Origin of the sequence: Pseudomonas sp. Wu6, from assembly GCF_019891515.1 — a bacterium.
GTDB classification, from domain to species: domain Bacteria; phylum Pseudomonadota; class Gammaproteobacteria; order Pseudomonadales; family Pseudomonadaceae; genus Aquipseudomonas; species Aquipseudomonas orientalis_A.
Genome location: NZ_JAFLXH010000035.1, coordinates 64,130 through 76,736 on the forward strand (window position 1 = coordinate 64,130; position 12,607 = coordinate 76,736).

Annotated in this window: 17 protein-coding genes; 9 read left to right on the forward strand and 8 right to left on the reverse strand. The window is 62.8% G+C overall.

The genetic code is table 11. The features are described 5' to 3' along the window. Window positions 1-35 precede the first annotated feature (35 nt). A complete protein-coding gene (locus tag J1G34_RS21485) occupies window positions 36-314 on the reverse strand; it encodes a hypothetical protein (protein WP_222994606.1) in 279 nt (92 codons plus the stop codon). 78 nt (window positions 315-392) lie between these two features. Between J1G34_RS21485 and J1G34_RS21490 the strand changes: the two genes are divergently transcribed. The 4 genes from J1G34_RS21490 to J1G34_RS21505 all read left to right on the forward strand — a co-directional run bounded on the left by J1G34_RS21490 (window position 393) and on the right by J1G34_RS21505 (window position 2,587). Next, on the forward strand, window positions 393-1,079 hold the full coding sequence (locus J1G34_RS21490) for a spermidine synthase (protein WP_065893509.1): 687 nt from the start codon (window positions 393-395) through the stop codon (window positions 1,077-1,079). A gap of 59 nt (window positions 1,080-1,138) precedes the next feature. Next, window positions 1,139-1,513 carry a YajD family HNH nuclease gene (locus J1G34_RS21495; RefSeq protein ID WP_003210675.1) on the forward strand — a complete coding sequence of 125 codons (375 nt, stop codon included), beginning with the start codon at window positions 1,139-1,141 and terminating at the stop codon, window positions 1,511-1,513. Between the two features lie 174 nt (window positions 1,514-1,687). Next, on the forward strand, window positions 1,688-2,155 hold the full coding sequence (locus J1G34_RS21500; protein ID WP_003189607.1) for an RNA methyltransferase: 468 nt from the start codon (window positions 1,688-1,690) through the stop codon (window positions 2,153-2,155). 81 nt (window positions 2,156-2,236) lie between these two features. Then, window positions 2,237-2,587, forward strand: coding sequence for a YgaP family membrane protein (locus J1G34_RS21505; protein ID WP_065893508.1), 351 nt, complete (start codon window positions 2,237-2,239; stop codon window positions 2,585-2,587). Window positions 2,588-2,669: 82 nt separating this feature from the next. Here the strand turns inward: J1G34_RS21505 and J1G34_RS21510 are convergent, their stop codons facing one another. Together J1G34_RS21510 and J1G34_RS21515 are read right to left on the reverse strand one after the other, a co-directional pair. Next, window positions 2,670-3,890: a hypothetical protein gene (locus J1G34_RS21510; protein WP_222994607.1), complete on the reverse strand. Its 1,221-nt coding sequence runs from the start codon at window positions 3,888-3,890 to the stop codon at window positions 2,670-2,672. A gap of 13 nt (window positions 3,891-3,903) precedes the next feature. Continuing rightward, entirely contained in the window at window positions 3,904-4,353 is a 450-nt protein-coding gene (locus J1G34_RS21515) for a YcgN family cysteine cluster protein (RefSeq protein ID WP_003172524.1), read from the reverse strand. Between the two features lie 153 nt (window positions 4,354-4,506). Between J1G34_RS21515 and J1G34_RS21520 the strand changes: the two genes are divergently transcribed. Further along, window positions 4,507-5,091, forward strand: coding sequence for a nitroreductase family protein (locus tag J1G34_RS21520; RefSeq protein WP_065893506.1), 585 nt, complete (start codon window positions 4,507-4,509; stop codon window positions 5,089-5,091). A gap of 197 nt (window positions 5,092-5,288) precedes the next feature. On the opposite strand, the gene J1G34_RS21525 is transcribed toward J1G34_RS21520, so the two are convergent. The 4 genes from J1G34_RS21525 to J1G34_RS21540 form a co-directional block, all read right to left on the reverse strand. Then, entirely contained in the window at window positions 5,289-6,221 is a 933-nt protein-coding gene (locus J1G34_RS21525) for a D-2-hydroxyacid dehydrogenase (RefSeq protein ID WP_122736863.1), read from the reverse strand. Between the two features lie 107 nt (window positions 6,222-6,328). Beyond that, complete coding sequence (locus J1G34_RS21530) at window positions 6,329-6,622, reverse strand: YcgL domain-containing protein (RefSeq protein WP_057723020.1); 294 nt, start codon at window positions 6,620-6,622, stop codon at window positions 6,329-6,331. Further along, window positions 6,619-7,752 (reverse strand): ribonuclease D, encoded by a 1,134-nt coding sequence (gene rnd, locus J1G34_RS21535; protein WP_065893504.1) that lies wholly within the window; start codon window positions 7,750-7,752, stop codon window positions 6,619-6,621. Before rnd ends, J1G34_RS21530 begins: the two co-directional genes overlap by 4 nt. Before the next feature lie 137 nt (window positions 7,753-7,889). Next, window positions 7,890-8,489 (reverse strand): class I SAM-dependent methyltransferase, encoded by a 600-nt coding sequence (locus tag J1G34_RS21540; protein ID WP_065893503.1) that lies wholly within the window; start codon window positions 8,487-8,489, stop codon window positions 7,890-7,892. Window positions 8,490-8,657: 168 nt separating this feature from the next. Here J1G34_RS21540 and J1G34_RS21545 point away from each other — a divergent pair, with 168 nt between their 5' ends. After that, complete coding sequence (locus J1G34_RS21545; protein WP_222994608.1) at window positions 8,658-9,431, forward strand: transporter substrate-binding domain-containing protein; 774 nt, start codon at window positions 8,658-8,660, stop codon at window positions 9,429-9,431. Here the strand turns inward: J1G34_RS21545 and cynR are convergent. Further along, window positions 9,406-10,272: a transcriptional regulator CynR gene (gene cynR / locus J1G34_RS21550; protein ID WP_222994609.1), complete on the reverse strand. Its 867-nt coding sequence runs from the start codon at window positions 10,270-10,272 to the stop codon at window positions 9,406-9,408. The two genes, J1G34_RS21545 and cynR, sit on opposite strands and share 26 nt — an antisense overlap. A gap of 113 nt (window positions 10,273-10,385) precedes the next feature. Between cynR and J1G34_RS21555 the strand changes: the two genes are divergently transcribed. The 3 genes from J1G34_RS21555 to J1G34_RS21565 are packed head-to-tail and all read left to right on the forward strand — an operon-like array spanning window position 10,386 to window position 12,421. After that, a complete protein-coding gene (locus J1G34_RS21555) occupies window positions 10,386-11,027 on the forward strand; it encodes a carbonic anhydrase (RefSeq protein ID WP_065886300.1) in 642 nt (213 codons plus the stop codon). A 27-nt stretch (window positions 11,028-11,054) separates the two neighbouring features. Continuing rightward, a complete protein-coding gene (gene cynS, locus J1G34_RS21560) occupies window positions 11,055-11,525 on the forward strand; it encodes a cyanase (protein WP_065893501.1) in 471 nt (156 codons plus the stop codon). A 56-nt stretch (window positions 11,526-11,581) separates the two neighbouring features. Further along, the gene (locus tag J1G34_RS21565; RefSeq protein WP_065886298.1) at window positions 11,582-12,421 is read left to right on the forward strand and encodes a cache domain-containing protein; all 840 of its coding nucleotides are present in this window, start codon (window positions 11,582-11,584) and stop codon (window positions 12,419-12,421) included. Window positions 12,422-12,607: the final 186 nt, after the last annotated feature.

The window sequence follows — 12,607 nt, forward strand, 5'->3', positions numbered from 1 at the left end:
GCCCTGTCTGAACACAGGACGCCCTCGCAACAGCTTTAACCGCCGGGCGTCTTCGGCTTGCTGTCGTTCTGCTGCAGCCCCGGGACCGTCTGGTCCTTGGGCGGCGCCGGCAGCACGATCGGCGCCAGGGGCGGCGAGCCGTTGGTCTTCGGCACAGCGGGCGGCGTGACCTGCGGGTACAACGTGGGCGTTGGCGTGCCCGGCGCGCCGGGGGTTGGCGCGGGTGCGACCGGTACGGTTTGCAACTCCTGCGCCTGCGCCGCACCCGATGTGAGCGCGCCAAGCACAATGACCGTTAGAATGCTGCACTTCATCGATGGCTCCATGGCCTGACCGGAATGTCACAAGGCTACTCCCAACCGCGCAAGAATGCCCTTCCCAATGAGATTTCCATGAAACGTTTCGTTCTGCTGGACACCACTCCGATCCCCGACAACGGCGGTGCCTTGTGCCTGTTCGAATACGGTGAGGACTTCGTCATCAAGATCCAGGGCGGTGACGGCGGCCAGTTGATGAACACGCGCATGCACGGTTCCGAAGATGCCCTGGCGGAAATTCCGTGCCGCAAGGTCGCCGGTCGCCCGGGTTCACGGGTGCTGATCGGTGGCCTGGGCATGGGGTTTACCCTGGCTTCGGCGCTCAAGCACCTGGGCAAGAGCGCCGAAGTGGTGGTGGCCGAATTGGTGCCGGGCGTGGTGGAGTGGAACCGTGGGCCGCTCGGCGAAAAGTCCGGCCGCCCTTTGCTCGACCCGCGCACAGTGGTGCGCATGGAAGACGTGGCCAAGGTGCTGCAGGCCGAGCCCCAGGGGTTTGATGCGATCATGCTGGACGTCGATAACGGCCCTGAAGGCCTCACGCAAAAAGCCAACAGCTGGCTGTATTCCGCCGGTGGCCTGGCCGCCTGCGCCAAGGCCCTGCGCCCCAAGGGCGTGCTTGCCGTGTGGTCGGCCAGCGCCGACAAACTGTTCAGCGACAAACTGCGCAAGGCCGGTTTCAAGGCCGAAGAAGTGCAGGTATTCGCCCATGGCAACAAAGGCACGCGGCACACCATCTGGATTGCGGAAAAGCTCAAGGGCTAATTGCGCTGTGATTAGCTAGAATCAACCTGTCCGTGACCACCCAATAGCCAGGAGCCATGATGAGCTCGACCAACCCGCCCTCCCACACCGCCAAGCTGGACCGCATCCTTGCCGATGCCCAGCGCGACCGGGAAATGGGCTACCGCGACAAAGCCCTGAAAATGTACCCCCACGTCTGCGGCCGCTGCGCCCGTGAATTCGCCGGCAAGCGCCTGAGCGAACTGACCGTGCACCACCGCAACCACAATCATGACGACAATCCCCAGGACGGCTCCAACTGGGAACTGCTGTGCCTGTACTGCCATGACAACGAGCACTCGCGCTACACCGACCAGCAGTACTTCGGCGAAGGCTCCACCAGCAGCCCGACGATTGCCAAGGCGACACACAACCCGTTTGCGGCGTTGGCGGGGTTGATGAAGAAAGACGACTGAGATCATCGTTGGCTGTACCGGCCTCATCGGGGGCAAGCCCCCTCCCACATTTGGAATGCATTCCCCTGTGGGAGGGCGGTGCGACGATTCGACTTGCCGCCGATAGCGATCGCCCAAGCACCACACTGCCCAAGACCGTATAATCGCGGTTTTTCCTGCAAGGCACCCTTCCCCGTGGGCAATAAACGCTACAGCTGCATCGGTCTGTATAACCCCAAATCCCCGGAAAATGTCGGCTCGGTGATGCGCGCCGCCGGCTGCTACGGCGTGGCTTCGGTGTTCTATACCGGCGTGCGTTACGAGCGCGCGCGGGATTTCATCACCGATACCAAGAAGGTGCATCACGACATTCCGCTGATCGGCATCGATGACCTGAAAAAGATCCTGCCCCTGGGCTGCATCCCCGTCGCCGTGGAACTGGTGGAAGGCGCGCGCCCCCTGCCCGAATACACCCACCCCGACCGCGCGCTGTACATCTTCGGCCCCGAAGACGGCTCGCTGGACAAAGAGATTCGCGACTGGTGCGAGGACGTGGTCTACATCCCGACCACCGGCTGCATGAACCTCGCCGCCACCGTCAACGTGGTGCTCTACGACCGCCTGGCCAAGGGCAATAACACCCGCTCGGGACCCAAATACTGAAAGCCGGGGACGCAAATAGCGGGAACATCCGGCCATCGCCAACAGTCAGCTAATGACACTTATCTTTGTTGGAGACGGATCATGAGCGACAGCAAAACCCTGCGACCTGTGATTGAACACCTGCAGCCGGACGAGCAGCGCCCCCAGAATGTGCACGGCTGGGAACGCATCGGCTCGGTAGCCGGTGGCGTGATGATGGTCGGCAAAGGCCTGCGCCGTGGCGGGCTCTTTGGGCTGATCCAGGTGGCGATTGGCGGCGTGGCGCTGGCACGCGGTTTCACCGGCCACAGCTCGCTCAAGGACAAGCTGGAGCAAGGCCGCCAGGAAATGAACAGCGTACGTACCAAGATCGAGCGAGCGGGCGCGGAGTTGAAGAACTTGAAGACCAAGGCTGAAGTGGCGGCTGAAAAAGCGGTGAAAACCACGGGCTGAGCCGAGTAATCGGGCCGCTGGAGATTTAAATGTGGGAGGGGGCAAGCCCCCTCCCACATTTGTTTTGTGCAGGGTTTTAAGATTACTGCAGCAGCTTGCTGTCGAGTACGGCGGATGAACCGTCGATGATGCGCTCGGCCAGTTGCACAAATTCCTTCGTGGTCACACTGCCCGCGCGCATCACCGCTTGCGCCAGGTCATCCAGCGAGCGCTTGTTATGGGTTTTCACGCGGATCTCGCGATCCAGTTCCTGCAACACCACCACCGCCCGTGACACTGTTGCGCCGCTGACGTGTTCGCCACGCAGGCTGGTCACAGCCTTGCCCTCCTTGGTCAGGCGCGTCTGTATCGCCTGATACCGCTCATCGGTGATTCCCCCGGCGCGACGCACCAGTTCAATGGCGTAGTACCCGGCCAGGCCTTCGCTGATCCAGTCACTGCTGTCGTGGTCATTGAATCGGGCGATGGCCTGCACCACTTCGCGGATCAACGGGCTGCTGCCGTCTTCACTGACCAGCGGCGTGCGGCTGTTGAGGTAGACCGAGTCACGCGCCGAAAAGGCGCCACGGCGCATCGGGTCGCTGGCGCCCACCACCAAAAGTTTGGCCGGGTGGCGCGGGAACGCGGCTTCCACTTGCGGCCACACGAAGGTCAGCAGCGTCAGCACATCCATGCGCCGCATGCCCTGGCCCTTGGGCGAGGTCACGGTGACGTCGGTCTGCCCCAGGCGCATGCGCCGGCTGCCCAGGCTACCGGCGAGCATCCAGCCGGTGGGGCGGTCGAACAGGCGGGACACGTTGTCGATGCGGAACTTGTTCTTGCCGATACGCGGCCAGGCGGTCTCGATGCTGTTCCAACCCGGCGGCAGGTCGAAGATCAGGCGCGCGACCAGCTCGACACCCTCCTGCTGGTCCAGCCGTGCGGTGGGCACCAGGTCGTCGCCGCGAAACAGCGCCCAGGCCGGCGTCATGCGCGCTTCGTAGGTGCCGGGTTTGTGCGCGTGGCCCAGACGTACGCGGTAGGTCAGGCTGGCCTTGTCGGCGCTGGGTTGCCAGTGACCCCGACGACCATCGACCTTCCATTGCCCATCGGCCTTGAAATCGCTGTAGTCGCCGTCGCGGCCAAGGTCGAAATCCAGGCTGCGCACCGCAGAGCCCTGGGACAGGCTCACGCGCACCTCGGCCTGATCGCTCTGGGGCAGAAGTTTGACGTGGTAATCCAGGTCGACTTTTTTGGCGCTCCACGCCGGCATGCTCAGCCCCAGTAACAGCGCCACTGTCGCCAGCTTGAGTCCCACCTTCATACACACTCCTGGTTCAACCCGCGCGGAAGATCAGGTAATCCTCCCAGTCGTCCTCTGGCACGCTGCCTTCGCTGAGCATGCGCCCGGACTGGGAAATGCGTTCGTGGTGCACGGCGTCGCGGTCGCCGCAGACCAGGTGGTGCCACAATGGCAAATCCTTGCGCTCGCTGACCAGGCGATAACCGCAGGTGGGCGGCAGCCACTTGAACTGGTCGGCCTGCCCGGGCGTTAGCTGGATGCAGTCCGGCACCGACGCCCGACGATTGGGATAGTCGGTGCACTGGCAGGTTTTCAGGTCCAGCAGTTTGCAGGCGATGCGCGTGTAATAGACGCTGTTGTCGTCTTCATCCTCAAGCTTTTGCAGGCAGCACAGGCCACAGCCGTCGCACAGCGATTCCCATTCCTCCTGGTCGAGGTGTTCGAGGGTTTTGCGTATCCAGAAAGGTTCGACTTTGGCGGCCATGGCTCTGCATCAGTATCGGTAGGTTCAAAGGCCGCCAGTCTAGTGCCCAAGTCCCTTGGGGCCAAGCGCTTGCGACTGGCGGTGTAACAACGCTTGTCAGTCCAGGAGTTGCGCAGTAGTTTTGAGCGCCGAATTGACGATCAGGAACTGCTCATGACCCGTGTTGCCGACTATCCGATCCACACCCAGTTCACCGAACGCTGGTCGCCTCGCGCCTTCACCGGCGAGAGCATCTCCCAGGAAACCCTGCTGAGCTTCTTCGAGGCGGCGCGCTGGGCACCTTCGGCCTACAACTCGCAGCCCTGGCGCTTTCTCTATGCCCGCCGCGACACGCCGGACTGGGAGCGCTTCCTGGGTTTGCTCAACGAGTTCAACCGAGGCTGGGCGCAGCATGCGTCGGCACTGGTGATCATCGCCTCGAAGACCGACTTCATCGCCCCCGGCGCCACGGAAGAAACCCCGGCCCTGTGGCACACCTTCGACACCGGCGCCGCCTGGGCTCACCTGGCCTTGCAAGCCAGCCTCGCCGGCTGGCACACCCATGGCATGGCCGGCTTCGATCAGGACCTGACCCGCAAGGCGCTGAAGATCCCCGCAGGCTATGCGCTGCACGCCGCCGTGGCAGTGGGCAAGCTGGGCGACAAGTCGAGCCTGCCCGAGTACCTGCAAGGCCGCGAAGCGCCAAGCCCGCGCAAGCCGCTGAGCGAGCTGGTTTCGGAAGGTGACTTCAACCTCTGAGTTATGCGCAGAACCCATGTGGGAGGGGGCTTGCCCCAATGCCGCCGGTCTGTAGGAGCGAGCTTGCTCGCGAAAAACGTCAACGATAACGCGTGCTTTCTACATGAACGCGGTGCCTATGAGTTTTTCGCGAGCAAGCTCGCTCCTACAGGCTGGCATTAGAGCTTGCCCCTCCCACATTTTTTTACCGTGTCGTATCAGTAGCCGCGCTCGAAGCTTACTTCCCCGCGCAGGGCTTGTTTGGCCTGATACGCCCGCACGTTCTGCACAAACAACTCCACCATCATTGCCGGCGAGGTCGGGGCCGAACTGTGCCCGGTCAATAACAAGCCCCACGCCGTCCAGAACGGGTGGCGTTGCGGCAGCGGCTCCTGGCGACAGACGTCGATCACCGCTCCGGCCAGGTGTCCCTCCTTGAGGGCTTCGACCAGATCGGCATCCACCACCGCCACACCGCGCCCGACGTTGATGAACAAGGCGGTCGGCTTGAATTGCTTGAACAGTGCGGCGTCGTACAGGTCATGGGTGTCAGGGGTGTTGGGCAGCAGGTTGATCACATAATCCACCTCTCCCACCAGCCGGCCCAATTGATCGAGCCCGGCGACTTCGATAAACGGCGCCTGCTCGCGGGCCTGGCTGGCGATGCCATACAGCTTGACGCCAAACGGCAGCAGGAACTGCGCCACACGCTGGCCAATGTCGCCGGTGCCGACCACCAGCACCTTGCGCCCCGCCAGGCTCTGGCCCTGGCGGCTGTCCCACTTGCGCTCGACCTGGCTGACCAGCCGCGCCAGCACTTCACGCTCGTGGCCGAGCATGTAGGTCAGGACGAATTCGGCCATGACCTGGCCAAAGATGCCGACCGCGCGGGTCAGGCGATAATCACGCGGCAGGCCTTCGGCCAACAGGGGCGTAATGCCGGCCCAGGTCGACTGCAACCATTGCGGATGGTGGCCCTGGCGCAACAGCGTCGCCAGCAGGTCCGGCTGGCCCAGCCATACCGGGGAATCGGCGGCCAGGCGCGAGAGTTCGGCCGAGTCGCCGCTGGTCAGTACCTCAAGGTCCGGCGCGGCTTCGCGAAGCAATTGGGCGTAGAGCGGGTGATCCTGTTCAGCAATCAGAACACGCATGGTTCAAACCTTTCAAAAACAGTGCTGACGGCCGCCCGCATCCTTACGGCCACCGTCCTCTAATACAATTCCATTCAAGCCTGCGCCCTGAGACGGGCGTTGATCGATTACATCGGGTCGTTGCGGCGCAGCAGCTCTTCAGGCAGGTGCTCGATGTACTCGTCCTCGGCGGGCGGCATTTGCAGGTGATAGCCCTGCTTGTCGAGGTTTTCCAGCACCACGGCGATGTCCTCGCGCGACAGTTTGCGCTCGGGTGTCAGCACCATGTCGAAGGCGTGATGCGGCTTGCCGAAGGCGACCATCAACGGCTCCGGCACCCGCTCCAGGGCGTCGCTCTTGAGCACATAAAGGTACATGCCGTCTTTTTTCAGGCTGCGATAAATCGAGCAAATACGTTTCAAGGCTGTTCTCCGGCATTGGCCAGGCTGTCGAGCAGCGCCTGGCCCATCAATTCGCGACGCCAGCCACGCAGCGAATCGGGTAATTGGTAAGGCCCATCGGGATAGCCACTTTTGACCAGGGCTTCGAGGGTTTTCTTGCGCAGCATCAGTTCCGGCGCCATGTCCAGGCGCTCGGCGAACGTCTGGCCCAGGGCGCGCAGTTGCTTGATCAGCGCGGCGGCATCGACCGGCAGCGGTTCAGGCACGGCAGGCGGCCATTGGTCCATGGGTACGCTGCCCGCACGCTTGATCAGGTCAAGCAGGAACTGGCCGTCCTGACGCACGGTGCGCGGGTGCATATCTTCGATCTTGCCCAGGGCGGCGAGGTTATCCGGCTGGGATTTGGCCAGGGGCCATAACGAGTGCTCACGCACGATGCGGTTGCGCGGCAGGTCACGGGCGCGGGCTTGCTGCTCGCGCCAGGCGCACAGTTCACGCAATACGGCGAGCTGGGCGCGGGACAGCTTCCACGCCAGCTTGGCGTCGCGGTACACCTCGTACGGGTCGACTTCGCGGCGCAGGTTGGCCACCAGTTCGGCGCCGTCTTCCAGTACCCAGGCGTATTTGTCATCGCTCAATCGCGGACGCAGGCGGATGTAGACTTCGGCCAGGTGCACGGCGTCTTCGGCGGCATAGCTCACCTGGGTTTCGGACAAGGGCCGCTGCAGCCAGTCCGAGCGCGTCTCGCCCTTGGGCAGGTCGATATCGAGCACCGCCTGCACCAGCCGCGAGTACCCCATGGAGAACCCGAGGTTCAGGTAAGCCGCAGCCAACTGGGTGTCGAACAATGGCGCCGGCAGGCTGCCGGTCAGACGCAACAGCACTTCCAGGTCTTCGCTGCAGGCATGTACCACCTTGATCACGCCCGGGTTTTCCAGCAAGGCGGCCAAGGGTTGCCAGTTGTCGATGGTCAGGGGATCGATCAGATACGCGCGCACGCCATCACCGATCTGGATCAGCCCGGCAATGGGGTAGAAGGTGTCGACCCGCATGAATTCGGTGTCGAGGGCGACGAATGGCAACTGCTGCCATTGGGCGCAATGCTGGCCGAGGCTATCGTTGTCGCAGATCCAGTGAATATCGATGGCCACACGGCTCTCCCTTGAAGAATGGCGCGCAGTATATATCGCGAAAGGGACTTGCGAGCATCCGCAGTGCACAGGCAACCGCGAAAACTCAGACAGAAAAGGAAGAATAATCCGACAGGCGGAAGCTATCCCCTCTGAAGCTATCCCCTCTTACGCAGGACGTAGACACACCACAGTTTGGAGCCGGGCAGGAACTCCCGCTGATTCAAGACTTTGAAACCGGCCTGGCGAAACTCCTCCTCAACCGGGATACGCGCGTCCACGGACACAATCACCGTGTCGCGGCTGACTCGGTGGAATTCCCGCAGCAAGGCCAGGCGCACCTCGGTATCGGGCGCATGACGAAACAACTCCAGGCAGAAGATGCAATCCACCGCATTCGCCGACAGACCAATGGAAAACGCTGAGCCCGGGAATGTCTTGACGCGTTTGAGCAAGGCCGCCGAATGATGGGTGCGGGCGTGGTCGAGCATGTCCTGGGAAGGGTCCGACGCCAGGATCACCCGATTGACGTGCTCAGCCAGCACCGGCCAGAACCGCCCGGAGCCGCAGGCCAGGTCGAGGATCAATCCGGGCTCCCCGGCGACCTTCAACGCATGGCGCACCAACCGTGCATCGCGCCACGCGGCCAGACGCTGCAACAGCCCAGGCGGAACGGTATCACCACAGACCCTGGCATGCTCACGGTCATAGCGCTCGGTGAATTCGGTCTCGATGGAGGATGGAGGTTGTGGCGACATCGCGGGCTCATGGTGGACAAAACGGAAGTAAAACGACCTTGATCGGCAGCTTAACCACTGCAACGTGAAAAAAAGGTCGAAAGCCGCAACGCCGTCAATCCCGCACCTTGCCACACTGTCCCGCGCTGGAAATAATGTGCGCCCGACCTGCCCCAAGGACTCGACCGCATGAAAGCTCCTCTAGCCCTGTGTGTACTGGCGAGCGTGGCCACCACCGCCTTGGCCGATACCAGCCCGTCACGCCTGGACGAGGTCATCGAGCGTGGCACGCTGACGGTGTGCACCACCGGCGACTACATGCCCTACACCTCGCTGCGTGCCGATGGCCGCTACCAGGGCATTGATATCGCCATGGCCGAGTCCCTGGCCAAGAGCCTCAACGCGACGGTCACCTGGGTGCCGACCACCTGGAAAACCCTGGTGCCGGACTTTCTGGCCCAACGCTGCGACATCGCCGTCGGCGGGATTTCGGTGTCACTGGAGCGCCAGAAAAAAGCCTTCTTCAGCCAGCCGCTCGGTGTCGACGGCAAGATCCCCCTGGTACGTTGCGCCGACGTGCAGCGCTACCAGAGCGTCGAGCAAATCAACCAGCCCCAGGTGCGCGTGATCGAACCGGCGGGCGGCACCAATGAAGCGTTTGCCCGCGCCCAGCTGGGCCAGGCGCAGATACGCCTGCACGACAACGTAAGCATTTTTGACGAACTGCTGGCGGGCAAGGCCGACGTGATGATCACCGACGCCAGCGAAGCGCGTTACCAGCAAAAGCAAAAACCGGGACTGTGCGCGGTCAACCCCGATCGGCAGATGCAGTACAGCCAGAAAGCCTTCCTGCTGCCGCGCGATGATGTGGCCTGGAAAAGCTACGTCGACCAATGGTTGCACTTGAGCGTGGCGACCGGCGTGTATGACGGCATTGTCAGTCAGTGGCTGGCGGCGCCTTGATCAACTCGACAAAGGCCGCGCACGCGGCGCTGCGATAGGCGCCCCTGCGGCTGAGCAGCCCCACGGTGCGGTGCGGCAGCGGCGGCTCGATGGCCACGGCGTGCAACCCGGCCTGGGCCTGGGCCAGGGCGCTGGGCAGGATGGTCGCCAGTGAAGTGTTACGCACGATTTCAATGATCGCGCCGATGGAGTTGGCCTCCATGACAATGCGCGGTGTTACGCCCTGCCGGCGGCAGTAGTCATCGACATAGCGGCGCGTGGCAAACCCCGCATCGAGCAGGACCAGCGGCTGCTCGAACCCTGCCGACCGATTCACCGCGGGCGAATCCGCCCGCACCACCACGCTCAAGGCCTCGGCAAACAATGCCTCACACTCGATATCCGGCCCGTGCTCGCCGGCAAAGCCGATGCCGATATCCAGCAAATCCTCGCCCAGCGCGGCTTCGATGCGGTCCTGGGTCAACTCTTCGACGCTCAAGGTGATGCCCGGGTACAGCCCATGGAACCGCGCCAGCAACGGGCCGATCAGGTAGGCGGTAAAGGTCGGGGTCATCGCCAGGCGCAGATGCCCGCGGCTCAAGTCCTGCACGTCATGCATCGCACGGGTGCCGGCCTCCAGGTCCTGCAAGGCCAGTCGGGCAAAGCGTACATAAGCCTGCCCCGCATCCGTCAGGCTGACGCTGCGCCCGGAACGATCGAGCAGCGGCGCGCCCAGGGTGTCTTCAAGTTGCTTGATCTGTTGTGACAAGGTCGGCTGCGACACATGCAGCGCCTGGGCCGCGCGGGTGAAATTGCGGTGCTCGGCAACGGCCAGCAAATAACGGATATGGCGCAACAGCATCAACGACGCTCCAACTATAGGCAGGGCTTATAGAAACCATAATAAGCCGGTCTTGGACGCTATAGACGAAAACTTCCATCCTTGCCCCATCAGCCACGCAAGGAGAAACCCTCATGCAGCACCTCATCGACGGCTTTCGCAAATTCCAGCGCGAAGCCTTTGCCCAACGCAGCGACCTGTTCAAACACCTGGCCACCACGCAAAACCCCGGCACGCTGTTCGTGTCGTGCTCCGACAGCCGTGTGGTCCCGGAACTGCTGACCCAGCAGGAACCCGGCGACCTGTTCGTCATCCGCAACGCCGGCAATATCGTGCCGTCCTACGGGCCGGAACCGGGCGGCGTATCGGCCACGGTCGAATATGCGGTGGCGGTACTGGGCGTAAGCGACATCGTGATCTGCGGCCACTCCGACTGCGGCGCAATGACCGCCATCTCCACTTGCACCTGCCTGGACCACCTGCCTGCGGTAGCCAACTGGTTGCGCCATGCCGAGTCGGCCAAGGTGATCAACGCCGCCCGCCAGCACGTCTCGGACGCGGCGCGCCTGGATGCCCTGGTGCGTGAAAACGTGGTCGCTCAATTGGCTAACCTCAAGACTCACCCATCCGTCGCCCTGGCGCTGGAGCAAGGCCGGCTGAACCTGCACGGCTGGGTGTACGACATCGAAACCGGTGGCATCGACGCACTGGACGGACGCAGCGCACGCTTCGTGTCCCTGCTCGAACACCCGACCACCCGCGCTCACGCCGCCTGAACCTATTCAATCCAAGAGGACTTCATCATGCTGCAATCGAACTTTTCCCAAACCCCTCGCCTGGCCCTGGCCGACACCGTCATCGACCTCAAGGCGCGCAAGGACCTGTCCTGGCAGGACCTCGCCGACGGCACCGGCCTGAGCCTGGCCTTCGTCACCGCCGCCCTGCTCGGCCAGCATCCGCTGCCCAGGGACGCCGCCGACGTGGTGTGCGCCAAACTCGGCCTGGACGAGGACGCCAGCCGCCTGCTGCAAAGCGTGCCCCTGCGCGGCAGCTTCCCCGGCGGCGTGCCGACCGATCCGACGATGTACCGGTTCTACGAAATGCTGCAGGTCTACGGCTCCACCCTCAAGGCCCTGGTGCATGAGCAGTTTGGCGACGGCATCATCAGCGCGATCAACTTCAAGCTGGACATCAAGAAAGTCGAAGACCCGGACGGAGGTTCGCGCGCGGTGATCACCCTGGACGGTAAATATCTGCCAACCAAACCCTTCTGATCGTTCGCCGAACCGTCTACGCTCTTGTCATTCCAACAAGACCGAGGGACGGGTAGATGAACGCACTGCTACGACTCGCCTGGCTGCTGCTGTTGTGCGGCAGCCAGGTGCACGCCGACACGGCCAATGACGCCGACGCTCAAGCGGCCAAAGCGTTGCTGGACAAGGCCCTGGTTTACTACCAGAACAATGGCGACAAGGCGTTGGCCGCTTTCAGCCGCCAGGGCGAATTCATCGACCAGGACCGTTACGTCTTCGTGGTCGACACCAAAGGCGTGCTGCTGGCCAGCGGCGGCCCCTCCTCGGCCTTGATCGGACGCGACGTGTCCGAAGTCCTCGGGCCTGACCTGCAAGCCTCGTTCAAACACGCCATCAGCGCGCCCGAAGGCCAGGGTATCCAGCAGGCCGATTATCGCTGGCAGAACTGGAATGACGGCAAGGTCGAACACAAGCACGTGTTTTACCAGCGGGTGGGCGAGCGCATCCTGGCGGTCGGCTATTACCTGCCACGGGCCACGCCGGAGCAGGCGCGGGCGCTACGCAACAAGGCGGTGAACGCGCTGGTGAAGGACGAAGCGGGGACGCTCAAGGCGATCAACTCATTGCAGGGTGGTTTCCTGCAGGATGATCTCTACGTGTTCGTGGTTGACCTGGATACCCGGCGCTATGTGGCGCACGGCACCAACCTGCGTTTGATCAATACCGATTTCGCCAAGGTCAACGACCCGGATGGCCGGCCTGTCGGGGAGCCGATCCTTGCGTTGATGGGGGAACAGGATCAGGGCGAATATAAATACCGCTGGAAGAACCCGGTAACCGGGAAGATTGAGAATAAGCATGCTTATGTGCGCAAGGCCGGGCATTTGATGGTGGCGGTGGGGTATTACAGCCCCTGATGCGTCTGGCGGGTACCTATCCTGCCGCGGTAACGGATATGTACGCTGTTGGCTTTGTGTGGGAGGGGGCTTGCTCCCGATGGCGGCCTCTGGGCCGACCAGGATGTTGGATCAGATCGAGTACATATCCGTTTCTGCGGTCACGGCCACTTAGGGTTCCGCCCTGACGGCGGCTCACTTTTGAAA

Excerpts from the sequence above, each read along its gene's own strand:
- J1G34_RS21515 (WP_003172524.1), bottom strand. The coding sequence starts at position 4,353 with ATGGCCGCCAAAGTCGAACCTTTCTGGATACGCAAAACCCTCGAACAC.
- cynR (WP_222994609.1), bottom strand. The coding sequence starts at position 10,272 with ATGCTGTTGCGCCATATCCGTTATTTGCTGGCCGTTGCCGAGCACCGC.
- J1G34_RS21565 (WP_065886298.1), top strand. The coding sequence starts at position 11,582 with ATGAACGCACTGCTACGACTCGCCTGGCTGCTGCTGTTGTGCGGCAGC.
- J1G34_RS21555 (WP_065886300.1), top strand. The coding sequence starts at position 10,386 with ATGCAGCACCTCATCGACGGCTTTCGCAAATTCCAGCGCGAAGCCTTT.
- J1G34_RS21510 (WP_222994607.1), bottom strand. The coding sequence starts at position 3,890 with ATGAAGGTGGGACTCAAGCTGGCGACAGTGGCGCTGTTACTGGGGCTG.
- J1G34_RS21540 (WP_065893503.1), bottom strand. The coding sequence starts at position 8,489 with ATGTCGCCACAACCTCCATCCTCCATCGAGACCGAATTCACCGAGCGC.
- J1G34_RS21520 (WP_065893506.1), top strand. The coding sequence starts at position 4,507 with ATGACCCGTGTTGCCGACTATCCGATCCACACCCAGTTCACCGAACGC.
- J1G34_RS21505 (WP_065893508.1), top strand. The coding sequence starts at position 2,237 with ATGAGCGACAGCAAAACCCTGCGACCTGTGATTGAACACCTGCAGCCG.
- J1G34_RS21525 (WP_122736863.1), bottom strand. The coding sequence starts at position 6,221 with ATGCGTGTTCTGATTGCTGAACAGGATCACCCGCTCTACGCCCAATTG.
- cynS (WP_065893501.1), top strand. The coding sequence starts at position 11,055 with ATGCTGCAATCGAACTTTTCCCAAACCCCTCGCCTGGCCCTGGCCGAC.
- J1G34_RS21485 (WP_222994606.1), bottom strand. The coding sequence starts at position 314 with ATGAAGTGCAGCATTCTAACGGTCATTGTGCTTGGCGCGCTCACATCG.
- J1G34_RS21495 (WP_003210675.1), top strand. The coding sequence starts at position 1,139 with ATGAGCTCGACCAACCCGCCCTCCCACACCGCCAAGCTGGACCGCATC.
- J1G34_RS21490 (WP_065893509.1), top strand. The coding sequence starts at position 393 with ATGAAACGTTTCGTTCTGCTGGACACCACTCCGATCCCCGACAACGGC.
- J1G34_RS21545 (WP_222994608.1), top strand. The coding sequence starts at position 8,658 with ATGAAAGCTCCTCTAGCCCTGTGTGTACTGGCGAGCGTGGCCACCACC.